Annotated in this window: 23 protein-coding genes and 2 pseudogenes; 19 read left to right on the top strand and 6 right to left on the bottom strand. The window is 51.8% G+C overall.

What is annotated here, in order from left to right; translation table 11 throughout:
- The first annotated feature begins 41 nt into the window (after positions 1-41).
- From ACTG1K_RS02270 to ACTG1K_RS02250, 5 genes are all read left to right on the top strand, one after another.
- Positions 42-422: an HAD hydrolase family protein gene (locus ACTG1K_RS02270; RefSeq protein WP_052200076.1), complete on the top strand. Its 381-nt coding sequence runs from the start codon at positions 42-44 to the stop codon at positions 420-422.
- Entirely contained in the window at positions 413-1,987 is a 1,575-nt protein-coding gene (locus tag ACTG1K_RS02265) for a hypothetical protein (protein ID WP_047439539.1), read from the top strand. The genes ACTG1K_RS02270 and ACTG1K_RS02265 overlap by 10 nt, the downstream gene beginning before the upstream one ends.
- Positions 1,987-2,742, top strand: a complete 756-nt coding sequence (locus ACTG1K_RS02260; RefSeq protein ID WP_047439541.1) for a glycosyltransferase family 2 protein — start codon at positions 1,987-1,989, stop codon at positions 2,740-2,742. The genes ACTG1K_RS02265 and ACTG1K_RS02260 overlap by 1 nt, the downstream gene beginning before the upstream one ends.
- Positions 2,729-3,649: a WavE lipopolysaccharide synthesis family protein gene (locus tag ACTG1K_RS02255; protein WP_047439543.1), complete on the top strand. Its 921-nt coding sequence runs from the start codon at positions 2,729-2,731 to the stop codon at positions 3,647-3,649. Before ACTG1K_RS02260 ends, ACTG1K_RS02255 begins: the two co-directional genes overlap by 14 nt.
- Positions 3,650-3,879: 230 nt before the next feature.
- Positions 3,880-5,079 (top strand): 3-deoxy-D-manno-octulosonic acid transferase, encoded by a 1,200-nt coding sequence (locus ACTG1K_RS02250; RefSeq protein ID WP_081990744.1) that lies wholly within the window; start codon positions 3,880-3,882, stop codon positions 5,077-5,079.
- 43 nt (positions 5,080-5,122) lie between these two features.
- Here ACTG1K_RS02250 and ACTG1K_RS02245 read toward each other — a convergent pair whose 3' ends face one another.
- Positions 5,123-5,662, bottom strand: a complete 540-nt coding sequence (locus ACTG1K_RS02245) for a hypothetical protein (protein WP_047439547.1) — start codon at positions 5,660-5,662, stop codon at positions 5,123-5,125.
- Positions 5,663-5,959: 297 nt separating this feature from the next.
- Here ACTG1K_RS02245 and ACTG1K_RS02240 point away from each other — a divergent pair, with 297 nt between their 5' ends.
- From ACTG1K_RS02240 to ACTG1K_RS02215, 6 genes are all read left to right on the top strand, one after another.
- Positions 5,960-6,676, top strand: coding sequence for a substrate-binding periplasmic protein (locus ACTG1K_RS02240; RefSeq protein ID WP_252656938.1), 717 nt, complete (start codon positions 5,960-5,962; stop codon positions 6,674-6,676).
- 60 nt (positions 6,677-6,736) lie between these two features.
- Positions 6,737-7,558 (top strand): helix-turn-helix transcriptional regulator, encoded by an 822-nt coding sequence (locus tag ACTG1K_RS02235; protein ID WP_252656940.1) that lies wholly within the window; start codon positions 6,737-6,739, stop codon positions 7,556-7,558.
- 40 nt (positions 7,559-7,598) lie between these two features.
- A complete protein-coding gene (locus ACTG1K_RS02230; protein ID WP_100652235.1) occupies positions 7,599-8,234 on the top strand; it encodes a LysE family translocator in 636 nt (211 codons plus the stop codon).
- Between the two features lie 57 nt (positions 8,235-8,291).
- Positions 8,292-9,422, top strand: coding sequence for an ABC transporter substrate-binding protein (locus ACTG1K_RS02225; RefSeq protein WP_440004764.1), 1,131 nt, complete (start codon positions 8,292-8,294; stop codon positions 9,420-9,422).
- Positions 9,423-9,812: 390 nt separating this feature from the next.
- Complete coding sequence (locus ACTG1K_RS02220; RefSeq protein WP_440004763.1) at positions 9,813-10,469, top strand: DUF3313 domain-containing protein; 657 nt, start codon at positions 9,813-9,815, stop codon at positions 10,467-10,469.
- A gap of 279 nt (positions 10,470-10,748) precedes the next feature.
- Positions 10,749-11,261, top strand: a complete 513-nt coding sequence (locus tag ACTG1K_RS02215) for a cupin domain-containing protein (protein WP_064339117.1) — start codon at positions 10,749-10,751, stop codon at positions 11,259-11,261.
- A 101-nt stretch (positions 11,262-11,362) separates the two neighbouring features.
- On the opposite strand, the gene ACTG1K_RS02210 is transcribed toward ACTG1K_RS02215, so the two are convergent.
- Complete coding sequence (locus ACTG1K_RS02210) at positions 11,363-11,863, bottom strand: DUF1993 domain-containing protein (RefSeq protein ID WP_064339118.1); 501 nt, start codon at positions 11,861-11,863, stop codon at positions 11,363-11,365.
- Positions 11,864-11,924: 61 nt separating this feature from the next.
- Positions 11,925-12,083, bottom strand: a complete 159-nt coding sequence (locus ACTG1K_RS02205) for a hypothetical protein (protein WP_182963057.1) — start codon at positions 12,081-12,083, stop codon at positions 11,925-11,927.
- A 90-nt stretch (positions 12,084-12,173) separates the two neighbouring features.
- Here ACTG1K_RS02205 and ydfZ point away from each other — a divergent pair, with 90 nt between their 5' ends.
- On the top strand, positions 12,174-12,371 hold the full coding sequence (ydfZ, locus tag ACTG1K_RS02200) for a putative selenium delivery protein YdfZ (RefSeq protein WP_064339119.1): 198 nt from the start codon (positions 12,174-12,176) through the stop codon (positions 12,369-12,371).
- Positions 12,372-12,545: 174 nt separating this feature from the next.
- Here the strand turns inward: ydfZ and ACTG1K_RS02195 are convergent, their stop codons facing one another.
- Both ACTG1K_RS02195 and ACTG1K_RS02190 read right to left on the bottom strand, forming a co-directional pair.
- A complete protein-coding gene (locus ACTG1K_RS02195; RefSeq protein WP_440006791.1) occupies positions 12,546-13,028 on the bottom strand; it encodes a hypothetical protein in 483 nt (160 codons plus the stop codon).
- Between the two features lie 162 nt (positions 13,029-13,190).
- A complete protein-coding gene (locus ACTG1K_RS02190; RefSeq protein ID WP_440004762.1) occupies positions 13,191-14,534 on the bottom strand; it encodes an MATE family Na+-driven efflux transporter in 1,344 nt (447 codons plus the stop codon).
- 360 nt (positions 14,535-14,894) lie between these two features.
- Between ACTG1K_RS02190 and ACTG1K_RS02185 the strand changes: the two are divergent.
- The 3 genes and pseudogenes from ACTG1K_RS02185 to ACTG1K_RS02175 all read left to right on the top strand — a co-directional run.
- A pseudogene (locus ACTG1K_RS02185) lies at positions 14,895-15,260 on the top strand (DUF2846 domain-containing protein); the annotation flags it as partial.
- A 91-nt stretch (positions 15,261-15,351) separates the two neighbouring features.
- Positions 15,352-16,556, top strand: a protein-coding gene (locus tag ACTG1K_RS02180) for an IS3 family transposase (protein WP_139731354.1) whose coding sequence is annotated in 2 segments (ribosomal slippage) — positions 15,352-15,670 and positions 15,670-16,556 — 1,206 coding nt in all. Because the reading frame shifts where the segments join, the coding sequence is not laid out codon by codon here.
- Positions 16,557-16,670 (top strand): annotated as a pseudogene (locus ACTG1K_RS02175) (DUF2846 domain-containing protein); the annotation flags it as partial.
- A 98-nt stretch (positions 16,671-16,768) separates the two neighbouring features.
- On the opposite strand, the gene ACTG1K_RS02170 reads toward ACTG1K_RS02175, so the two are convergent.
- Positions 16,769-17,911 carry an IS4-like element ISAs18 family transposase gene (locus ACTG1K_RS02170; protein ID WP_440004761.1) on the bottom strand — a complete coding sequence of 381 codons (1,143 nt, stop codon included), beginning with the start codon at positions 17,909-17,911 and terminating at the stop codon, positions 16,769-16,771.
- Positions 17,912-18,086: 175 nt separating this feature from the next.
- Here ACTG1K_RS02170 and ACTG1K_RS02165 point away from each other — a divergent pair, with 175 nt between their 5' ends.
- From ACTG1K_RS02165 to ACTG1K_RS02150, 4 genes are read left to right on the top strand one after another with little or no spacing between them, the layout of a single operon-like run.
- Positions 18,087-18,881, top strand: coding sequence for an AAC(3) family N-acetyltransferase (locus ACTG1K_RS02165; RefSeq protein ID WP_376889653.1), 795 nt, complete (start codon positions 18,087-18,089; stop codon positions 18,879-18,881).
- Between the two features lie 2 nt (positions 18,882-18,883).
- The gene (locus ACTG1K_RS02160; RefSeq protein WP_440004760.1) at positions 18,884-19,075 is read left to right on the top strand and encodes a DUF4910 domain-containing protein; all 192 of its coding nucleotides are present in this window, start codon (positions 18,884-18,886) and stop codon (positions 19,073-19,075) included.
- A 43-nt stretch (positions 19,076-19,118) separates the two neighbouring features.
- Positions 19,119-20,066, top strand: coding sequence for an IS30-like element ISAs2 family transposase (locus tag ACTG1K_RS02155; RefSeq protein ID WP_019706001.1), 948 nt, complete (start codon positions 19,119-19,121; stop codon positions 20,064-20,066).
- A 33-nt stretch (positions 20,067-20,099) separates the two neighbouring features.
- Positions 20,100-21,338 (top strand): DUF4910 domain-containing protein, encoded by a 1,239-nt coding sequence (locus tag ACTG1K_RS02150; protein ID WP_440004759.1) that lies wholly within the window; start codon positions 20,100-20,102, stop codon positions 21,336-21,338.
- The last annotated feature ends 310 nt before the right edge of the window (positions 21,339-21,648 follow it).

Genomic DNA, 21,648 nt, shown 5'->3' with positions numbered 1-21,648 from the left:
ATGATGGCTGTTATTTTTGGGTGTAGGTGGGGCAGTTACATATGAAAAAAATAATAATCGATCTTGATGGTACGTTAACACTAGCAAATACATCTGACTATAAAGTAGTGTTGCCACGAATGGATGTCATTGAGGCACTAAAATTTTATAAAGAAAATGGATTTGAAATAGTTATTTTCACCGCAAGAAATATGAGAACATTTGAGGGTAATGTAGGGAAAATAAATGTCCATGCATTACCAATCATCACTGAGTGGCTCGATACTCATAAGGTTCCATATGATGAAATTATTGTAGGTAAGCCTTGGTGTGGTAAGTCAGGTTTTTATGTTGATGATCGTGCTATTAGACCATCTGAATTTGCCACGCTCTCGTTAGACGAGATCAACACATTGCTTGAAAAGGAAAAAAAATGTTCCTGATCATGTCTGCGGCGTATGTGAATCAAGACCTAGAGGCTGAATTCGGTAAAATCCCCCCCAGTTTTTTGCCACTGGGTAATCGTCGTTTATTCAAATACCAAGTAGAGCTGGCTCCGATTGGAGTCGATGTTTATTTGTCTGTTCCAGAAAGTTACAGATTATCAGATAGTGATCTTGCATGGTTGACTGAAATGGGAGTTAAGGTCATTTACATTCCTGTCGGACTTAGCCTTGGTGCTTCTCTTGTTGCTGCTGTTAATTTGAGTGAGTATCGCCAGGGCAGTTCTCTACATGTTCTTTATGGCGATACGTTATTTGGCCGACTCCCTACAGGGGAGAATATAGTTAGCGTTTCAAAGACTGAGTATTATTACAATTGGGCTACTCTAGGGCATGAGAATATTGATTGTATTGAAGATGAAAACCGCGATGTTGAAGGGCTGATAATAGATGGATATTTCAAGTTCCAGGACGCTAGGGAACTAATTCGATGTATTACTCAATGTAACTGGAGTTTTCTCGAAGGATTAAATCGGTATCATCATAAAGTTAGGTTAAATGTAGTTAAATCAGATGGGTGGTTGGATTTTGGGCATGTAAATACATACTACAGATCAAAGGCTGAATTTACCACGCAACGTGCATTCAATGAGATTGTGATTACGCCATATTTTATTGAAAAATCTAGCGTCCATAATGTAAAAATTATGGCCGAGGCGGAGTGGTTTGAAAAGCTTCCTTTTTCTTTACGTGGATACATCCCTCAGTTCTTGGGATCATCAAAAAATGATGGTAGCGCTACGTATCGACTAGAGTATTTGCACAATACAGCGCTAAATGAGGTTTATGTCTTCTCTGCGTTACCCAGCTTTTGCTGGAAACCAATAATTAATAATTGCCTAGATTTTCTATTGGATTGTCAACGTGTTAAAAATACTGAAAAACAGCCTACTAATCAAGTGAGCGAGTTATTTGGGGCGAAAACACTGAGTCGTATCAATGATTATTGCCAGTCAACAAATATATCACTTAATGAACATTGGAAATATAATGGTTTTCAGCCTGTATCCATTCAGGATTTATTAGATGCATGTAGTGTATATTTACCAAAAGATTGTGGGTTAGCGTCTGTACTGCACGGAGACTTCTGCTTCAGTAATATATTATATGATTTTCGTGCACAAAAAATAAAAGTGATTGATCCTAGAGGAATTACTGCCAACAGTGAAATGACGATATATGGAGATGTTTCATATGACATCGCCAAGCTTAGTCATTCTATTCTTGGTTTGTATGATTGGATTATCGCTGGTTATTATGATGTAAACATCTCTGCAAGGGAGATAGAATTTAAAATCAAAGTCAGTAATTATGTAGATGATATTCAATCTTATTATATATCTCGCGTCGGTTCGGTATTTGGTATGCGGCCTGAGACTCTTTATGCGATGCAAATACATCTGTTTTTGTCTATGTTACCACTTCATGCTGATTGTAAAAAACGGCAAAATGCACTATTCGCAAATGCATTCCGTTTATTCCACATATTAAAGGGACTTAATTGATGATTGTTATTCCAATGGCAGGAATGAGTTCTCGCTTTTTTAAAGCGGGTTATGATAAGCCTAAATACATGTTGTCTGCACATGGTGCTACGCTATTTGAACACTCAGTTAATAGCTTTCATATGTATTTTGAAGATACGCCGTTTTTGTTCATTGTTCGTGATGTTTACAATACTGAAAATTTTGTAAAAGAAATGGCCACCAAGATGGGGATCAAGAATTTTTTCATTTCTACACTTTCAAAAGAAACAAGAGGGCAAGCTGAAACGGTAGCGATTGGACTACTTGATTTTATCAAAAATCATGCTCCATACCTAGGTTCTATCACAATATTTAATATCGACTCTTTCCGTCACAATTTCACCTTTCCAGATATCATTGAGAATTGTGATGGATATTTAGAAGTTTTTAAAGGTGATGGTGATAATTGGTCTTTTGCAAAGCCATTAAAAGAAGGTAGTACAGAAGTTGTGCTGACGGCTGAAAAAAATAAAATATCAGATTTATGTAGTACCGGATTATATTTTTTTGCGAAATGCGATGACTATTTAGATGCGTATAAAAAATATGAGGCTTTGCCTGCAGCGCAATGGGATAGGGGGGAGTTATATATAGCCCCAATGTATAATATAATGATAAAAGAGGGTAAAAAGATCCATTATAATTTGATCGAACGAAAAGAAGTTATTTTCTGTGGCGTGCCCAGCGAATACCTTGATTTCCTTTCTCAGGATGTAGTAAATGAAGATAAATGATCAAGATATTACGTTCGTTGTACAAGGTCCAGTGCAGGCAAGTAAGGATCGTTCTCAAATTGATGGGGTCACATCGCAATGTCTGAAGTCTATTAGAACGTACTTTCCTACGTCCACAATCATTTTGTCTACATGGCAAGGCCAGAATATTGATGGTTTGGATTTTGATCAGGTTTTACTATTGGAAGATCCTGGTCAAAATATTATAATGAATGATGGTAATGTTGTAAAATTAAACAATAACAGACAATTATATGGTGTGCACATGGGACTTGCTATGGTAGCAACCCCTTATGCCGTAAAGATTCGTAGTGACAATATAGTGACTGGTCGCGGTTTTCTAGATCTCTATCAGAAGTATGTAAACGAAGAAAGAGTGAGTGATTTCTGCTATTTGGGTAGCCGAGTCATTACGAGTAGTGCTTTTTTTATTTCATCACATTACGGTAAGCCTGTATTTTTCCATAAGAGTGATCTATTTGACTTTGGTCTGACGACAGATCTACTAAAGATATGGCCAGAAAAAAAATTAGAACAGCTGCACTTCTACTTAAAGGCCGGATATAAAGAGCGTTATCCAGCAACGGAACAATACTTTTTACTACATTGGCTGTCCATATTGATGGGTAAGACGTTGAAGATCAATAATAAGGCTAATGATGATGCAGGATTGGGATCAGATTTCTGGCCTTGTTTTGTGGCTAACAATCTCATTGTGGCAACACCTGAAATGTTATCTCTAGATGTGACAGAAAAATTTTATAAACGAGGTAATCTCGCGTTAGAGTTAGACTTGAGTGACTGGTTATATTTCGTTGGCTTGAAAAAACGGCCATTTGATGTCAAGAGAGTGTATAGGAAATATAAAGAAATATCTGGACTCCTAGTCAGGAGAATCAGAGAATAAAACACAGGTTCATGACATCTGTCACACTTAAGTCTGATTGATGAATTGTCATATTTAATGCTGTTAAATATTATATTGCGGGGCATACCTTTTTCTTAAGGGAGCTATGATTTTAATGGTCATGTGAGAAATCAATGGTGAAAAATAGTTATGGACTGGCATTGTTACTCGGTATTGGGATATCCATATTATTTTCCTTATCGCAAGTAATCGGTGGCGATCAGACCCAGATGCTCTACAAGGGTTACCTTGGGGCCTATGAGGGGGTCTGGCTCAGCTATGGCAATGCGGCGAGTGCGGTGGGCAATGTGCCGGGCAGCTTGTCAGCCTGGCTGATCGGCGGGCCTCTGCTGCTGTGGGACTCTCCCTATGCCCCCATGGTGCTGCTGCTGGCGATGCGGCTGGTCGGGTTCCTGCTGTTTGATGCGGTGATCCGTCAGGTGTTTGATGACAGGGTGCGTCTGTTGTTTCTGGTGCTCTGCTGGCTCAACCCCTGGTTCCAGTACGAGAGTCTGCTCTACAACCCCTCCTATCTGTTCCTTTTCTCGGCCATGCACTGCTGGTCGGCCTGGCATATGCGCGAGCGGGCCTCCTTCTGGCACATGATCGTTCACCTGCTGGCCATCGGCATGGCGATGCAGCTGCACTACTCCTGGCCGCTGCTGGCGGTGATGTCTACCTACCTCTTCTGGCGCCGCATTCTCAAGGTGAGCTGGAGCGGGGTGGTGGTGGCTACCCTGCTGATCGGTGCCTCCCTGATCCCTTACGCCATGGAAGTGATGAGCAATAGCCACATCACCCAGAACGTCGATCCCGAGGCACGCCAGCGCTATATCGGCTGGGGGCTGGTGCATGTCTATCCGGTGCTGAAATCAGTGCTCTACTGGCTGCGTTACGGCTCCTGGCTGTTTGCCAGCAAACTGGTCAATGACACCCAGTTCATCTGGCTGGCGGGGCACGAATACCTGCAGATGGCGGCAGTCTGGCTGTGGCGGGTGGTGATTTACGGGGTAGGCTCGGCGACTGTGCTGCTGGCGGCCAAGGCCAACTGGCAGCTGTGGCGCGAACTCAAGCCACGTCTGCTGCGCAGTGATCGGGCCGAGGTGGATGGTGAAAGCTGGCTCGGCCTCTATGCGCTGGCGGCGGTGCTGGCGGTGCTGGTGAGTGCGGCGCTCTCGCCCATCATCTTCAACTACTGGCACCTGATGCTGATCTTCCCCTACGCCCTGTTCCCGATCCTGCTTTTGTTGGTGCGCTGGAGTCGTCGTTATCCGCAGTGGGTTGGCAAGGGGCTGCTGGCAGCCACCCTGTTCTGCACCGCGGTGAACCTGATCGCGGCGTGCGACAGCACCAAGTTCTCCTATCAGGCGGACTACAAAACCCAGGTGCTGGAGTATCTGCAAGAGATGAAGCTGCAACCCAAGCAGTGAGTCATCCACGGCCAGCTCCCCGATCTCGGGGAGCTGGCTGTCACTATTCTAAACGGTCCATATGGGCGAAGTTTTTGGCTTCGGCAACCCAACCCTCACGCCCCTGCTTGTCCCGGATTTTTACCCACCACTGGTTCTGCGGTGACCGGCCGTATCTGATCTCTTTGCGCGCATAGTCAAAATCGAGAATGAAGGTTTTGCCCTTGTACCAGAACAGGCTATTGCCTTCGCCCAGTCCGCCGAGGATATAAAGCGTTTCCCCTGCCTTCATATTCAACAGCGGCCCTTTGCCCTCCTTGCTGTAGCCCAGCTTGACCGATCTGAGTATCTCGACGATCCCCGGTTGTTCGGTAATGACGACCCCGGTCAGCCCTTCCACCTGCTGGCCGCGGGGTAGCCGGAACAGCGCTTTGGCCGTCAGGGATGGCTCGGCTCTGACGATCACCTCTTGCTTGGTGGTCCACGATTGATAGGTACAACCTTCAAACGGGCAGCGACCCCAGTCGTAATAGGGCAGGCGCGGCTTTTCATCAGAACTTACAGTCGTAGCAAACAACGACAACAACAGCAAAAACAGTCTCATGAATCTACCTGTCCGGCGGGGCGCTCATCCGCCGGTTTAATAAATGGGGCCGCACTATATCTCAAGAGACCAAAATCCATCAAAGCCGCGGAAGTATTGATTTTCACCGCAATAAAACGGGGCCATTGGTCATGGGAGTAGGGGGCACAAGAGGTCGAAGCGCGGCAGGGGCGGATAGCCCGCCCCTTTGCCTTGTGCCATGCTGATGGCTATCAGGGCATCGGGTCGTCACCTATGGGCATCTCTCGTTCGGGTATGCGTTTGTTATTACTGCTATCGGCACTTCTTCTCCCTCTTATGACCATCAGCCACGCCGTGGCGATCACCGCGCCCCTGCGGGGATGTGTCTTCCAGCTGGCACCGCTGGTCACCATCGATCAGCAGGGCGAGGTCTCCGGGCCGGTGATCGACTACTTTCGCCGTCATATCGAACCCGCGATCGGGCGTACCATCGAGTGGCAGGGGGTCAATGTGGCGCGGCTGCTCAGCAACCTCGAGAGCGGCGAGTGCGATCTGACCCCGCTGCTGAGTTACAGTCCCGAGCGTGCTCGTCACTTTCGCTATATCGACCCCCACCTGTTGCTGCTGCGGCCAGTGCTGGTGGTACTGGTGCCATCGCGACTTCATTCGGTCGAGCGGCAGGAAGATCTCTTCGGCACGACTATCGGCTGGTCGAGTCAGGCGATCGTGCCGCTGCTGTTGCAGCATCCACAGATCCATATCGACACCCTCTCCCAGCTTAGCTGGGAGCATGGCAACATGCAGAAGTTGCTGCGCGGGCGGATTGATGCCGCGCTCTTTTCCAACGATATTTCCGCCAACCATTTTCGCGCCAAGCTCCCTGCGGCGACCCGCCTCATCTACCTACCGGTCACCCCGCTGCAGGTGCATATCGTGCTGAACAAGTCGTTGGGGGATGGCAATCCCGAACTGGTGCAACATATGCGTCAGATGGTGGAGCGGGTGCCGCTCGCCTCGCTGGTGGAACCAACCCCTCGGCTGTGGGGGCGTTGAGAGGGGGTTGCGTGCAATAATCTACAAGTCCAAGGCCCGCTGCTGGTGTATCTATAACCCATGAATACCACCGATTCCCTTATCCGCTACTGGCAATCCCCGCACCTGCCGGGGGTCGAGCTGTCACACTCCCACCACAGGGCGTTCAGCTACGGCCGCCATGTCCATCTCGACTACCATATCGGGCTGGTGCAGCGGGGTGGCCAGAAGTTTATCCACAAGGGGAACAGCCACCATCTGGTGCGCGGGGTGCTCTCTACAGTCAACCCGGATGAGGTGCACGACGGCCTCAGCCTGCTGCCGGAAGGGTACGAGGTGCGGGTCTTCGCCGTCGATCCGCAGCAGCTGGCGCTCTGGCTGCCGGAGCAGCCGGAACCCTTCTTCGACAAGGGATTGCAGAGCCGCCCCGACCTCTATCAGGGCTTTGCCCAACTGCATGGCTATCTCGACAACCCCAAGGCCGATGGCCTGCTGATCGAGAGCCAGCTGCTTGCCCTGCTGGGGGAACTGCTGCATCTGGCCCCCGAGGTACACCAGCTGGCCGATCCCCAGTTGCGATTCCTGCGCGACTACCTGATGGCGGCCCTCGACGAGCCCCACTCGCTGGAAGAGCTGGCGGGGCTGCTCGGGCTCGACCGTTTTGCCTTCCTGCGCCAGTTCAAGAAGCGCAGTGGCATGACCCCCTACGCCTGGCTGAAACGGCTGCGGCTGGAGCAGGGCAAACGGTTGCTGGCGAGCGGGATGGCGGTGAGCGAGGTGGCGTTGGCGGTCGGCTTCTTCGATCAGAGTCACTTCCACCACGGCTTTCGCCAGGCATTCGGTCTGACGCCCGCCGAATTTCGTGCCCAGATGCAATCTTTTACAAGCCGCGCCCCCCGCTGATCCGCCATGCTGGCTCTCCGTCGTTAAAGCGAGAGTTGTTATGCTGACCAGTCTGTTCGTTACCCTCGGCCTGATGCACCTGATTGCACTGGCCAGCCCCGGCCCCGATTTCGCCCTGATCCTGCGCACCAGCCTGCACCGGCCGACCGCCCTTGGCGCGGCGCTGGGCATCTCGCTGGCGATCATGGTGCACGCCACCCTGAGCCTGACCGGGATCAGCATGCTGATCGCCAGTCACCCGCTGCTGTTTATGGTGATCAAGTGCTGCGGCGCCCTCTATCTGGGCTGGTTGGGGTGGGGCGCCCTGATGGCGGCTCGGCAGCAGAGCAGCACCCTGATGGCCAGCGCCGCCAACGAGCTGCGCGGCTGGGGCAGGGGCGTGCGCACTGGCCTTGCCACCAACCTTCTTAACCCCAAGGCGCTGGTCTTCTTTATCGGTCTGCTGGCCGCCATGGTGACGCCAGAGGTGGACGGAATGACCCGCAGCCTGCTGGTGGGCGAGCTCTTCATCATCTCCCTCTGCTGGTTCGGGCTGCTGGCGTGGAGCCTCTCCACCGATCGTGCCCAGCGCCTGCTGCTGCGGGTACAGCGACCACTCAATCTGGTGACAGGCGTGCTGTTTGCGGTGGTCAGCCTCTCCATTCTGGCGAGCATGGGAGCCGAGCTGGTGGCCTGACGAGTCGGCGCATGGGCCTATACTCCAGCAAGGTTTACCTGTCAGGAGTGCCCGGCCATGCGTCTACTGCCTCTTTGCTGGTTGCTGGGGATGACCCCGGCGCTGGCGGCCCCGGTTCAGCTCAAATTGCTGGAGTGGGGCTATCTGCCCGCAGGCTACGAACAGCAGTTTGCCGACTACGCCAAAGCCCATGGGGTGGAAGCGACGGTCAGCCGGATCGAGCCGCTGCTGACCGATTTCGACAGCGTCTACCGCGCCCTGCGCACCCGCAGCGCCGATGTGGTGCTGCCGACCAGCTACTTCTACAAGGCCCATCACCAGCCGCTGTTCAAGCTGCTGCTCCCCATCGATTTCAGTCGCCTGCAGCACTACGCCGAGGTGAAGCCCGCACTCAAGAACACCGAGTATGACAAGCAGGGGGAGCGCAACTACTCGGTGCCCTTCTCCTACGCCATGTTCAGCCTCGCCTATGACAGCAAGCAGGTGCCGCAAGCGCCGACCAGTTGGCAGGTGCTCGCCAACAGCTCGCCGTCGGGCCAGTTTGCCGAGTTCTGCGACCAGTTCGAGCCACTGCTCTTTTCGGTACTGCTCTCGCTGGGCAAGTCGCCCGCCCTGTTTGCCAGCGGCGAGATGCTGGCCGACAAGACCTTGCAGCAAGAGGTGGAGCAGCAGCTCTCGCAGCGGCTGCAGGCCAGTCGCGGCTTCTGGTTCAATCAGGCCAACCGCTGCGAGGATCTGCGTCAGCAGACCTTTGCCACCACCTGGGGGCTGGAGCTGGTGGAGTGCAACAAGCAGAACGATCAGCAGTGGCGGATCGCCATGGTGCAGGAGGGGGCCATCTATGCCCTCGATGCGATCTCCATCGCCCGTCATGTCGGGGATGATCCCGCACGGCTTAAGGCTGCCTACCTGCTGGTGGATTTTCTGCTGAGCGCGCCGCTGCAACGCCAGATGCTGGTGGGCACGCCAACCATCTCGGCCAGCAATATTGCCTCCCGACCGCCCCTCAGCCCGCAGGAGCAGGCGGTGCTGCCAGATCGCCCGCTGCCGGAGTTTGACGAACGGCTGCTGGTGCCCGCGTTGCCCGCCCATATCAAGAATCGCTACAAACGGATGGTGCAGCAGGCGATCGTTGCCAGCGGCAAAGAGGGGCTGGTCAAGCTGTGCCCCTGGGATCTCGATAACTGATGAATGAGCCTGCTGCTTCTTCGGCGGCAGGCAAGTTTGCGCAAGATGGCTGATGATCGGTCATCGCCCGTTCCAGGGCATTTCCCCGTTCAACTCACGCTGCTCGCTGGCCCCCATCGTTTGAAAAAACCGAGCGCTTACCGTAGCCCCATTTAGCCGGATTAAACAACCGAACCCTCGCCAGATCGCCGTTCGTACCCTAGCTGACCCTGTACAAAAGTGCCTCAATTGTGACAACTTGGATGTGAGCTGAACAATCCTGATCTGTCCCTTGTGGGAAGGTGATGAATAGGTTATTTCTCTGTGACATTGGCGGCATCCGGCACGGGTTATCCAGCCATGTGGTGCGAAATCCACCGCAAAAACAAACAGTAAAATGCAGGAGCAAATATGAAAAAGGTCGTGATGGTTGCCGTGGCTGCGGCCCTGCTGGGTGGCTGCGCCGTCAAGAATCAGGTATCCCACAGCTTGCAGGCGATCCCGCTGACTGCCTTCCAGCAGAGCGAGAGCAACCCCAATCAGCGCGTCTACAAGGAGCCGGGCTTTGACCTGCGCCAATACAATGAAGTGCTGCTCGATCCGCTGCAGTTTATCCGGCAGGAGAATGGTCAGTGGTATCTGCTGACCGCCAACGAACAGAACCAGATTGGCCGCTACTACCACGACAAGTTCCAGAGCGAGCTGATCAAGCAGGGCGTCAAGATCGCCACCGCCCCCGGCCCGAAAGTGATGCGGATCCAGGCCGCCGTCACCAACTTCGACCTGACCCGTCCTGACCCCAAGCTGCGTGACCTGCTGCCGGCCAAGATCGCCATCAACGTCACCCGCGAAGTGATCGGCAAGGAGCCTTACCTGCTCAAGGTAGGCAGCATGGCCCAGCTGCTCGACTCCCGGAGCGGCAAGCTGCTGGTGCGGGTGATGGATGCCCGCGAGAGTACGGATACTACCCACAAGGATGAGCCCATCACCGCCGGGGAGATGGAAAAGATGATCGACCAGTGGGCGGCCAGCCGCGCCAAACAGCTGGCGGACAATCTGGGGAAATAAGAGCGGGAAATAAGAGCGGAATGTCAGCCTCAGAAAACGGGGGCAGACAGATCGAGAGAGGGAGCCAGCGGCTCCCTCTTTTTGTCTCTATTTTTGTCCGCACCACATGCCGCTGGCATGGCCGTTCAGCCCTTACGGAATAGGCGATCGACCCATCGCCGAGTCCGCCGTTTCGCTGTCAGCGGTGAAATCGGCGACCGATTTCTGCTTTTCTCAGCCGCATTCAGGCAGTTAGGATGCTCCTTTCCGTGACTGCATCCTCATAGAAAAGGAACCGCTATGAATCGCCACCCCTGCATCAAACACTGGAGCGAGCTGCAAGAGCAGACGCCGCGCTACTACTCCGGCAGCCAGGAGCCCCTATCGCGCGGTTGCGCCCTCGGCAAGCACTTCGGCTTTAGCCGCATCGGCATTCACCACGAGATTGTCGAGCCCGGCCATCGCACCAGCTGGCCCCATGCCGAGAAGACCGAAGACGAGTTTGTCCACGTGCTGGAAGGGACGCCGGATGTCTGGCTCGACGGCGTGCTCTATCGGCTGCAACCGGGGGATTCGGTCGGTTTCAAGGCCGGTGACGGGCTGGCCCACGCCTTTATCAACAACACCGAGGAGATCGTCCGCCTGCTCTGCATCGGCGACACGGATCGGGAGGACAACCGCATCCACTACGCCGTGCATCCCGAGCGCAATATCACCCTTGGCAAGCTGCACTGGGATGACGTACCCGCGCGCGAGCTGGGTGATCACGACGGCCTGCCCGACAAGCTGCGCGAGCGCAACGGCCCCTTCTAGGGTGCAGCCCTTCTGCACACCAGCCCAGTACCACCCGATATAAAAAAGCCTGCCGCGTGGCAGGCTTTTGCTATCTGTTTGCCGCCTGTGGCGCGCAGCGCTTATTGCAGGTTGAGCCCGCCCAGATAGTCGCGCTTGCCGAGATCGACCCCGGCGCGGCGCAGCAGGGCGTAGGCCATGGTGAGGTGGAAGTAGAAGTTGGGAATGCCGTACTCATGGACGCAGGTATGGCCATCCATCCCCTTGCCGCCCGCCCAGTGGGGCACGTAGCGGGCGCTGGCATACTCGCTGTAGTCCGCCTCCAGCTTGCCTTGCAGATAGGTGATGGTCTTGCCGATATGGGCGCGCAGATCCGCCATGGTCTTGGGGTCATCGCCCATGGCCGGCAGCTCGCTGTGGCTGGCGGTGGCGACCACGGCGCGGGCCGAATCGCAGCAGATCAGCACCTGCTTGGACAGCGGCAGCATATCGACGATCAGCCGCTCGCCGAAGAAGTTCTCCACGTTGAACTGCTTCGCCGCGGCGTGGGCCTCGGCCTTGGCCAGACAGTGATCCAGATTGGTCAGCATCTTGATGAACTGGGCGGTAATGTCGCGATTCATGAGCACTCTCCATCTTGTTGAAACAGCGGCCCGCGTGTGCGGCCACAGTGAATGAGACTGGCTAATCGGCCACCAATATACCCCAACCGCTGCCGGGTTCGAGCCTGCCGCGACGAAAAGGGCAGGGTAGCGCTACTTCGCGCGACAACCGCTGGCCAAGGGGGATGCTCGCTTTGTGAGCCAGCGAGTCCCTTATCGCCCCTTTTTTGATCTGTGACATAAATCACCTTTTTTCAGGGGCGTAGGCTGAATGCCGTTGTCCTGGACAGACGCCTGCGCATCCGCCAGGACACAAGAAAAGGAGAATGAAATGAAGATCTATGACCGTAACCGCAATGTGCTGAACCTGGGTCAGCGCGTGATGATTACCGCCACTGGCGCAGTCGATTTTCTGAAAGAGGCCCATACCGACAACATGACCCCCTATCAGGCGGAGCATGAGAAGTGCGTGCTGCTGGCAAACTCCGGAGAGCGTTACGCCCCCATCGAGTTGATTAGACTAGGCTGATCCCTTTCCCTGTCACCCTACTCTTTACAATTCACCCGGCCACCGCGCCCCGTCTGGCGGCCGGGTTTCTGATCTCCCCTCTCTGTTTACCTGCCCTTCAATTGCACCGCTTCAAGCCGCTTTGAGTCGTCGTGTAGGTTCGATTAGCGAAGCGTAATCGGACGATTCCCTCGATTACGGTTTGTCTGCAAGAGGGCTCATCTCCGAGTGTGCTGTTGGCGTTGTGGCAAATAGTTGGTTGTCCAGATGGCGGATCAGCAGCAGAGGCGGCAGCAGGGTTAGCAGCAACCAGTGGGTATGGGGCAGGATAAAAGTCCAGATGATCTCGTGAGGCTGCCAGGTCGAGGCGGTCGCCGTCATAAAGGCGAGGTCATAGGTTTGCCACAGCCAGAGTCCGGCAAAGAGCGGCAACAACAGCGGGCGGGCTATCAGCAAAAACAGGGGTAAGTAAACACAGGCGAGCACGGCGCTGAATTCTAGCATGGCCGGGATCAGCTCAGCCAAGGTATGACTGGAGGAGAAGCCGCCCCATTGGAGGGAAGTATCCTCGGTCAGTGCGGGCCACCACGATACGTATTGAAACAGGGTGAACGAAATCATAAACAGCAGGCTGGTCAGCAGCGCCAGCGCCGTTTTTCGTAACAACCACAACCCCATCCGGCGCAGTGTCGGTATTAACTTAGACATTAATGACTCTCATCTGTGGTGGGGCAACATGACGCCTTGGCTGGCGGTACTTTCATTGGGATACCCATCTTTTTGTTTCAAGCCGGTTTGAGTCGTCAGGGAGATGTCATCTGCTTTAGCAACATACATGACCTAGACTGCGTAATTTTCTTGTCGGAGGTGCCGGCTGTAGAGCCATCCGGTCACCAGCGTGTCCACCGCAATACCACACCCAAAGAGAATCGCTATGCCATCGAGTGATGGCGTCAACCAGCCTTGCAGGTAGCACACATAGGCGGTGCCATAGACGGTGACGTTGGTGATCACCGATTGAATGGCCAAATAACGGGTTTGTCCCCGGCCATACAGGACGCTATCCATGCAGGTGTTGAACATGAACAGCATGTAAAACGGTAGTGAAAGCAGGATCAGGTGAAGATGCTGGGTGATCGCTGTGTTGAGGATGTTTCTGATGAACCATTCATAACCCGGTGAGAGGAGTATCCATGCAATTGCAATGAGGACGCAGGTGGTGAAATAGCCAAGCATTTTGTCCCAATGCGGGAGCTTGTCTCCTTGTGACACATCTTGCTTTATGAGATCTGCCATCGGTAAAAACGGAAGCAGTAACCATCCCCATATAAAGCTGTTGGCAACCCAGAATGTCCCTTGTTCTTCGACAACATTGATCATTCTGATGATGAAAATGAGGAAGAAAGCATTCCGTATCAATGAGTCCACGCCGCTCCATTTGCCAACTCGGAACCACTCCCGCATCCATCCGAATTCGGCTTGCACATACAGGTCAGCAGAGGTGAGCCGGTATCTCTGCCTGACAACCCCGAGTGCATAAACGAGGGTGCAGATGCTTGCCACTATGTTGCTATACGCGATGCCGTTGACCCCTAGCCGGAAGCTAAATTCAAACTGGCTGAGCAGGAGTGTATCAAGGGTGACACTGACCAGAAGCTGGATGGCAAGAACGGTATATATGGCGCGGCGCCAATCTTGCAGGACGAAGAATATGGTCAGGAAGCGAACCGCATTGAAGAGAGTCGTGCCAATCATTTCGAGACGTATATAGTCCACGGTGGCCGCAACTTGCTCCGGGCTTTGAGCCATAGCCTGCACCAGTGGCATAGCGAAGAGAGCAATGAGACCCGTAAAGAGGGAATAGATCCCGACGGTGACAATGAGACCTGTTTTGAGCTTGTTCAGTGTGGCGTCACGCTCATGGAGTGTTTTTCCCAAGAGATAGAACAACGGCAGAATCAGCGCCTCCTGCACAACCTCCAGCCCCAGATTGACCCAGGCCAGCTGGCTTGCAATGTTGACTCCCCACTCTGTCGGGAGATCGCCGAGGTAGAAGATTCGCGTGGTGGTATAGATGGTCGGCAAAGCGGCTGTGATCAAAAGCGCCAAGTAGAGCGGCCAATTGATCCTGCTTAGTGATGCACGGGTTCTTATCGCCAGTCGGCTTGCTTGGGTGTGATTCATAAATCCAGTAGGCACTGATAATCCTTGGCGATGTCGTCGATGTGCAGATATTGCTCTGCTTACAGAGAGGTGTTGGGGTGAACATCGAAACATATTCGGATGAGCGCGTCATTAAAAACCAGTCCAACCCGCCAGATGAATACGGCTGAAAGACAAGATAAATCAATGTCTTCTGCTTGTGCTGCCAGTCAGGTTTGAGGGCAGTAGCCGATTTGGCGATAGAGATGGCTGTGGCAGGAAGAGGCAGTAAAATGCTGGAAAATTGAACCGGGTCACACCCCGACCGATTTGAGCGATTGTCAGCCAGCGCAGGCTCATGCGAACCTTTAAATCCCGTTAACCCACTAAAAAATAACGACTATGTTCAGGCAAATAATGATGGGTGCCGCCTTGCTATCGGCGGCGCTGCTTTCCGGTTGTGCTTCCGTACCCATGGCCGATGCCACCGCAGATGCGCAGGCCAAGCAGTTTGTGGCGCCCAAGGATGCGGCCAACCTCTATATCTATCGCAATGAGACCTTCGGTGCGGCCGTCAAAATGCCGCTGCTGGTGGATGGCGTGGCTGTCGGCGATACCGTGGCCCACACCTACATCCTCAAGCAGGTGACACCGGGCAGCCACACCATCACCTCCAAGTCGGAGAACGATGCCACCCTGACCCTCAGCACCGAGGCGGGTAAAAACTACTATGTCTGGCAGGAGGTCAAGATGGGCCTGCTGATGGCCTAGATTGGCCCCTTGAAGATCCAGACACTTCGCCCCTCTTAACTTAAGAGGTAGTCTTGGAACTATGTTCAGTACTAGTCGCAACGAGAAGATGGTCGAAGTGTTAACAGGGGCTGAGCGCCGTCGACGCCGGACTCCGCAGGAAAAGATCTCCATCGTGCAGCAGACCTTTGAGCCCGGAATGACCGTCTCTCATGTCGCTCGCTTGCACGACGTCAACGCCAACCAGCTTTTCAAATGGCGTAAGCAATTCCAGGAAGGGTCTCTCACGGCGATCACCGCCGGTGAGGATGTTGTTCCAGCCTCCGAGTTGGCTGCTGCCATCAAGCAGATCCGAGAGCTCCAGCGTCTGCTCGGGAAGAAGACCATGGAGAACGAGATCCTCAAAGAAGCCGTGGAGTATGGTCGAGCAAAAAAATGGATTGCGCATGCGCCCTTGTTGCCGGGGGACGACGATTAAGTGCTGTGAGCCAGGCCCTTAATGTATCGCGTGCGCAGCTATCCGTTCGTGTTCATCGAAAACCAGGTTGGCAAGATGGTCGTCATCATCGCCAGCATGATGATGCTGCCTTACTTGGCCGGATCATGGAAGCGATGGCTGAGCTTCCCTCCTATGGGTATCGCCGAGTCTGGGCGCTGTTACGGCGTCAGTCAGAGGCAACACGACAGCCTGTGGTAAACGCCAAACGGGTATATCGCGTTATGCGCGATCATGGCCTGCTGCTGGAAAGAAAACCGGCGGCACCATTGGCCCAGCAGGCACATAAGGGGCGTGTTGCCGTCAAAGAGAGCAATCGACGTTGGTGCTCAGATGGCTTCGAGTTTCGCTGCGATAACGGTGAAAAACTACGAGTCACGTTCGCCATGGACTGCTGTGACAGGGAAACCTTGGACTGGGCTGCCAGTACCGGGGGTTACGACAGTGACACAGTGCAAGATGTCATGCTGAGGTCTGTCGAACGACGCTTCGGGGATGCGTTGCCGGCATCACCGGTGGAGTGGCTGACTGATAATGGCTCGGCGTATCGCGCCCATGAGACCCGCGCGTTTGCACGAGAAATCGGGTTGGAGCCCAGAACGACTGCGGTGAGAAGCCCACAGAGCAACGGTATAGCGGAGAGCTTCGTCAAGACGATGAAGCGAGACTATATCGAGATGATGCCGAAACCAGATAGCCGAACAGCGGTAGGCAACTTGGCCATCGCGTTTGAGCATTATAACGAACACCACCCGCACAGCGCCTTGGGATACCGTTCACCTCGGGAATTTCTGCGCAGTCGGGTATCACAACCCTAAGCGGGAAAAAGTGTCTGGATCTATGGGGTCAAATCCATGGCCCGCTCCAAGCTGAGTCAGGTCAGCGAAGAGGAGGGCAAGCAAGGGGTGATGGAGAGCAAGTTGGTTAAGTAATCAGGTACCTGCGCCGAATAAACAGGGCGTAGCGTTATCAGCTACGCCTCAGTCAGAAAGGTGGGTGTCCCCTCAGAGATCCCCTCATTTTTAGAGACTCAAATAATTCCAAGTGTGCGGGTATATAAGCGGTGTTGCTTCAGGTAGTAGATAAATTTATCCATCAACAAGACCGCATTGGCTTCTTTCATTTTAGGTAGCAACTGGTAATAGATGACCCCTTGCCGAAAGAACGAATAGGTTCGGCTCTTGCTGGTATTGACCTTGATCGTTCTCTCTAGACCGACACTGTCTCCAGCCTTACCCAGCAGCGTCAGCAAGACGATGGCCAGGGCACTGAATAAAAACAGTCGGTCGCGCCGGACCGGATTACTGATGTGCACATCTCCCATACCCATGCCGAATTTGTAATCTTTGATATCACGAAAACTGGTCTCGATACCCCAGCGCTGGCCGTATAGTTGCAACGCCTTGGCGGCGCTCAGGTCGGTCCGGTTACTGGCCAGAAACCACGCGTCTTTCATGCCACTCTTATGACAACAATAGACCCGTTCGACAGGCTGTCGCTGCCCAGTTAGCTCCACCGCTTTGAGGGTTCGGGTGCGCCCGGTCGGCGTTAGCCAGTCCCGAGCTGGAACCTGCTCTACACCAGGGTAACCAACCAAAACATTTCCTTTAAATCTAATGAGATAAGCAAAGCCTAGCTCTTGCTCCAGGCGTTCGAACAGCTCCATGTAACCAAAGCCGCGGTCAGCTACTACCGTCACGAAGATACCCTCTGGCAACGTCTGCTTGAGCTTGGTGAGCAGCTCTTTCTCATGGGCATTGCGTTGCCCTTTGAGCAACGATTTCCGATGGGTTTTCCACAGCAGCGGAGTACTGCGACCGTGGTTGGTTTGCAGGCTGATAACCAAGGTACTGTGATCATCGGCATCGAATTCGGTCCAGTCCATGGAGACTACGATCTCGGTACGTTCACCGACCATATAGGGCACCCAATCGTCAAAGAGGCTCCAGACATTGAGCTTGGTGTTAGTGAGCAGGCGATCCACCTGTTTAACCGCATGTTTACGTTCGAGACCGTTGGCCAAGGAGAGGCCACTACCGATGGCGTGGATGGCCAGTGAACCTGACTCGATAACCCCGAGGGTAGCATTGGCGAGGGAAAGAACACGCTTAGCATGCATGTCCTGTCCAAATATATCGTCGATGTGGTTGAGGATTAGTTCGTGGTTAAACATGGGGATAGTCTGTTGGGTATTAGCTGGTCAAGGATGGCGATCATACCTCAGAAGCCGCGCCACGCCTCGCTCATATGAGGGGATGGTTAAGGGGTGTCCCAGCTTTGCTGGTCTTAAAAAATAAATATCTGATGGGGTTTTGGGATGAATTTTTGTCAGAATAAAGGAAATGTAGATGAGTAATAATATATTTCATGTCAGCTCTCTCAAACAGAGGTGGCTTCAATCTGGAATCGTACCAGGAGATACAGTTCTTATTCATAGCAATATTAAAAGAACACTTCTTGAATACAAAAGAAATGGTTCATCAATTTCTCCTAGCGATATTTTAGATAGTCTATTGGATGTGCTGGGACAGCAAGGGACATTGCTGCTGCCATTATTTAACTTTGATTTTACAAAAGGCATGCCATTTGATATTAGGACTACCCCATCGCAAATGGGAGCATTGACTGAGGTTGCTCGAAAGCATAAAGATGCCATAAGAACAGGACATCCAATTTATTCATTTGCAGTTATTGGTAAGTATCAAAAATTGTTTTATAACGTTGATAATGAAAGTGGTTATGCTGAAGACTCTCCATTTGGAATTTTAAAGCATATGGGTGGTAAAATAGCATCTTTAGATTTGGAAGATCAGTACAGTATGACGTTTTATCATCATATTGAAGAAGTGAAAATGGTTAGTTATCGATATTTCAAAGAATTTTCTGGAGACTACACGAACATTCAAGGTGAAACAACAAGAAAAAAATATAAATTATATGTGCGAGATATCGAGCGTGGGGTTGTAACAAATGTGAATCCAGCTGGGGAGTTGCTATGGTCTGTAGGGCTTTATAAGGGATTCAGGCCCAGGCATGGTAGTGGCTTAAGAACAATAAATGCTGCGGATATGTTTAACTATATAAGTAAGCTCATAGACGATGGTAAAGCTCGTGGCCACTTATTCTCTATAGAGGAGCGGTAGTAATGATAGGTAATTGTATTCATGCTCTTGCCAAGTCGCTGTGGCATTTTAATAGGAGTATTACTGGTGATGGTGTGAGGGACACTCTTAAAGAATTAACTAATATAATCCCCGATCTTAGGATACATGAAGCGGGAATTCAGATAATAAGTGCGACACTCATGGATGAATGGCGAGAGGTGGCCAACTGCTGATTGGTGGTACCCTTCTGCTCGCCAAAGTAAAAGCAGTATCACCATGAGCTATCAGCAGTTGACCGAGGGGCAACGATACCAGTTATCGGTGCTTCGCGCACAGGGGATGTCCATCCTTGCCACCGCACGCGCCATTGGCGTTCATCGCTCCACCCTCTACCGGGAGCTGCGTCGTAACGCCGGGCCGCAGGGCTACCAGCCAGACAATGCGCATCAGCACGCCACCCACCGACGGGCCAGTGCGGCCAAATCTCGGCTATCTGCCGATGTCATCCAGTTTGTCGAGCTGACACTCGCCTGGTGGTGGAGCCCGGAGCAGATAAGCGCGGTGGGCAAGCAGATAGGCCTCATGGTGAGTCACGAGTGGATATACCGCCATGTGGCCGCCGACAAAGCCCGGGGTGGCCAGTTGTACCGCCATCTGCGCCAGGGCCACAAGCGCTACCGCAAGGGGGCGAGCAGCCTGCGTTCTCCCATCAAGGAAGCCCGCTCTATTGATGAACGGCCGGCTATCGTCGATAGCCGGGAGCGGCTCGGTGATTGGGAGGCGGACACGGTGCTGGGCAAGCAAGGCACAGGTGCACTGGTCACCCTGGTGGAGCGCAAGAGCCGGCTCTATCTGGTCAAGCGGGTCGCGAGCAAACAGGCTGGGGTGGTGCGGGATGCGATAATCGAGATGTTAACGCCCTACATCGAGCAGGTGCATACCATCACCTTTGACAACGGCGGCGAGTTTGCCGAACACAAGGCGATAGAGGAAGCGCTGGGTGCCGAGACTTACTTTGCGCACCCTTACTCTTCGTGGGAGCGCGGTCTGAACGAGAACAGCAATGGGCTGTTGAGGCAGTTTATCCCAAAGGGAACAGACCTGAGAGAGGTCACGGACGAGGATGTCAGGAGAGCGGAGCAGTGGCTCAACCTACGACCTCGGAAATGTCTCGGATTCAGGCAGCCTGTCAAGGTATTCGAAGAGTACCGTCAGGCGGCATAGGCGAGTGTCGCACTTCGAAGTTGAATTCGCGAAGTGGCATCGGGGGAGCGAGTCTTCGATTGGACGATCCCCGAAGAATGGCATGTCCGTGAGGCTTATATCATTACACCAAGTGGTAAGAAAATATGTGATTTTCGTGAAAATAATCTCCATTTAGTGGGGTATAGTATTCCGGTTAATAAACGAATGGATTTATCGGAGTTAAATAAATTCCTATATTCTCTCCCTGATCAGCCTAATGCAATACCATATATCACATCATATTACAAAAAGAGGTGGGGTTTCTGTATTTCACAAAATGACAGAATGCAGTTAGAGGAAGGAGAGTACCATGTTGTTATAGACTCTGAGCTATTTAATGGTTGGTTGACTTATGGTGAGCTATTAATTAGAGGGCAGTCAGATAAAGAGGTTTTTATTTCAACCTACATTTGTCACCCATCTATGGCAAATAATGAACTGTCTGGGATTTCTGTCACGGCATATCTGGCCAAGTGGTTGAGTGAAAGGAAAAACAACAAGTATACATATAGATTTGTTTTTATACCAGAAACCATTGGGTCAATAACATATTTAAGCAAAAATATCATAACTTTAAAATCTAACGTTTTTGCTGGATTTAACATCTCCTGTGTCGGAGATAATAGATGCTATTCTTATCTTCCCTCAAGAAATGGAAAAACAATTAGTGATATTATTGCATTACATGTCTTAAAGAATATAGATGAAAATTTCAAGCGTTATAATTGGGCCGATAGAGGTAGTGATGAACGTCAATATTGTGCGCCAGGTGTTGATTTACCGATAGCATCAATTATGAGAACAAAATATGGTGAGTATGCTGAATACCACACCTCTCTTGATGATCTTGAACATGTGGTTACACCCGAAGGATTGGCTGGTGGCTATAATGCGTTAATGAAAGCTATTGAAGCTATTGAAAATTTCACCTACCCAAAGGTTAACGTTTATTGTGAACCACAGTTAGGAAGGCGAGGACTTTATCCAACGTTATCAACCAAATCAAGTGGTCAGGAAGTAAAGGTAATGATGGATTTGCTTACTTGGTCGGATGGGATGCGATCATTAATTGATATAGCAGACCTTTGTGGTGTTCCGGTATGGGAGTTATATCCGATAGTCACTAACTTAGTAGAACATAATCTACTTACATTATTAGACTCACCTATATATATTGGCATCGATGGCTTAATAAATAGCTCACGATATTCACCTAAGATAAATAGTATGGAGGAAGTAAGTGAAATATAATTTTAATGTGGCAATCGAACCAAATGGTGAATTAGTGTAGGCCATTTCTGATATATATTAAATTGATGTTTAAGTTTATCATTGATATTCTGTGGAAGGGGTATGGTTATTGCTTTGATCTCCTTTTGGTCTGCCTCTTTGTATTGTACTGCCTTATTCAGTTCAGCACCGTTGTGAACGTATCTTAGGATGGGGTCCCAGTCATTATCTTACTCTGATGTGGGCATTGGGTTGGGTAAATCGCGAAGCGTATTCGAATGAGCGAGTTATGAAGCCATCTCAATAAATGATACAACCAACCCGGCCTAAG

It is taken from the genome of Aeromonas sp. 102P (assembly GCF_051920345.1).
In the GTDB taxonomy this organism is placed as follows: domain Bacteria; phylum Pseudomonadota; class Gammaproteobacteria; order Enterobacterales; family Aeromonadaceae; genus Aeromonas; species Aeromonas veronii.
This window is presented reverse-complemented; position numbering and strand designations above follow the sequence as displayed.

Bases quoted from the DNA above. Each gene is read 5' to 3' on its own strand.
- ACTG1K_RS02270 (WP_052200076.1), top strand. From the start codon at position 42: ATGAAAAAAATAATAATCGATCTTGATGGTACGTTAACACTAGCAAAT.
- ACTG1K_RS02265 (WP_047439539.1), top strand. From the start codon at position 413: ATGTTCCTGATCATGTCTGCGGCGTATGTGAATCAAGACCTAGAGGCT.
- ACTG1K_RS02260 (WP_047439541.1), top strand. From the start codon at position 1,987: ATGATTGTTATTCCAATGGCAGGAATGAGTTCTCGCTTTTTTAAAGCG.
- ACTG1K_RS02255 (WP_047439543.1), top strand. From the start codon at position 2,729: ATGAAGATAAATGATCAAGATATTACGTTCGTTGTACAAGGTCCAGTG.
- ACTG1K_RS02250 (WP_081990744.1), top strand. From the start codon at position 3,880: ATGCTCTACAAGGGTTACCTTGGGGCCTATGAGGGGGTCTGGCTCAGC.
- ACTG1K_RS02245 (WP_047439547.1), bottom strand. From the start codon at position 5,662: ATGAGACTGTTTTTGCTGTTGTTGTCGTTGTTTGCTACGACTGTAAGT.
- ACTG1K_RS02240 (WP_252656938.1), top strand. From the start codon at position 5,960: ATGACCATCAGCCACGCCGTGGCGATCACCGCGCCCCTGCGGGGATGT.
- ACTG1K_RS02235 (WP_252656940.1), top strand. From the start codon at position 6,737: ATGAATACCACCGATTCCCTTATCCGCTACTGGCAATCCCCGCACCTG.
- ACTG1K_RS02230 (WP_100652235.1), top strand. From the start codon at position 7,599: ATGCTGACCAGTCTGTTCGTTACCCTCGGCCTGATGCACCTGATTGCA.
- ACTG1K_RS02225 (WP_440004764.1), top strand. From the start codon at position 8,292: ATGCGTCTACTGCCTCTTTGCTGGTTGCTGGGGATGACCCCGGCGCTG.
- ACTG1K_RS02220 (WP_440004763.1), top strand. From the start codon at position 9,813: ATGAAAAAGGTCGTGATGGTTGCCGTGGCTGCGGCCCTGCTGGGTGGC.
- ACTG1K_RS02215 (WP_064339117.1), top strand. From the start codon at position 10,749: ATGAATCGCCACCCCTGCATCAAACACTGGAGCGAGCTGCAAGAGCAG.
- ACTG1K_RS02210 (WP_064339118.1), bottom strand. From the start codon at position 11,863: ATGAATCGCGACATTACCGCCCAGTTCATCAAGATGCTGACCAATCTG.
- ACTG1K_RS02205 (WP_182963057.1), bottom strand. From the start codon at position 12,083: ATGTCACAGATCAAAAAAGGGGCGATAAGGGACTCGCTGGCTCACAAA.
- ydfZ (WP_064339119.1), top strand. From the start codon at position 12,174: ATGAAGATCTATGACCGTAACCGCAATGTGCTGAACCTGGGTCAGCGC.
- ACTG1K_RS02195 (WP_440006791.1), bottom strand. From the start codon at position 13,028: ATGGGGTTGTGGTTGTTACGAAAAACGGCGCTGGCGCTGCTGACCAGC.
- ACTG1K_RS02190 (WP_440004762.1), bottom strand. From the start codon at position 14,534: ATGAATCACACCCAAGCAAGCCGACTGGCGATAAGAACCCGTGCATCA.
- ACTG1K_RS02170 (WP_440004761.1), bottom strand. From the start codon at position 17,911: ATGTTTAACCACGAACTAATCCTCAACCACATCGACGATATATTTGGA.
- ACTG1K_RS02165 (WP_376889653.1), top strand. From the start codon at position 18,087: ATGAGTAATAATATATTTCATGTCAGCTCTCTCAAACAGAGGTGGCTT.
- ACTG1K_RS02160 (WP_440004760.1), top strand. From the start codon at position 18,884: ATGATAGGTAATTGTATTCATGCTCTTGCCAAGTCGCTGTGGCATTTT.
- ACTG1K_RS02155 (WP_019706001.1), top strand. From the start codon at position 19,119: ATGAGCTATCAGCAGTTGACCGAGGGGCAACGATACCAGTTATCGGTG.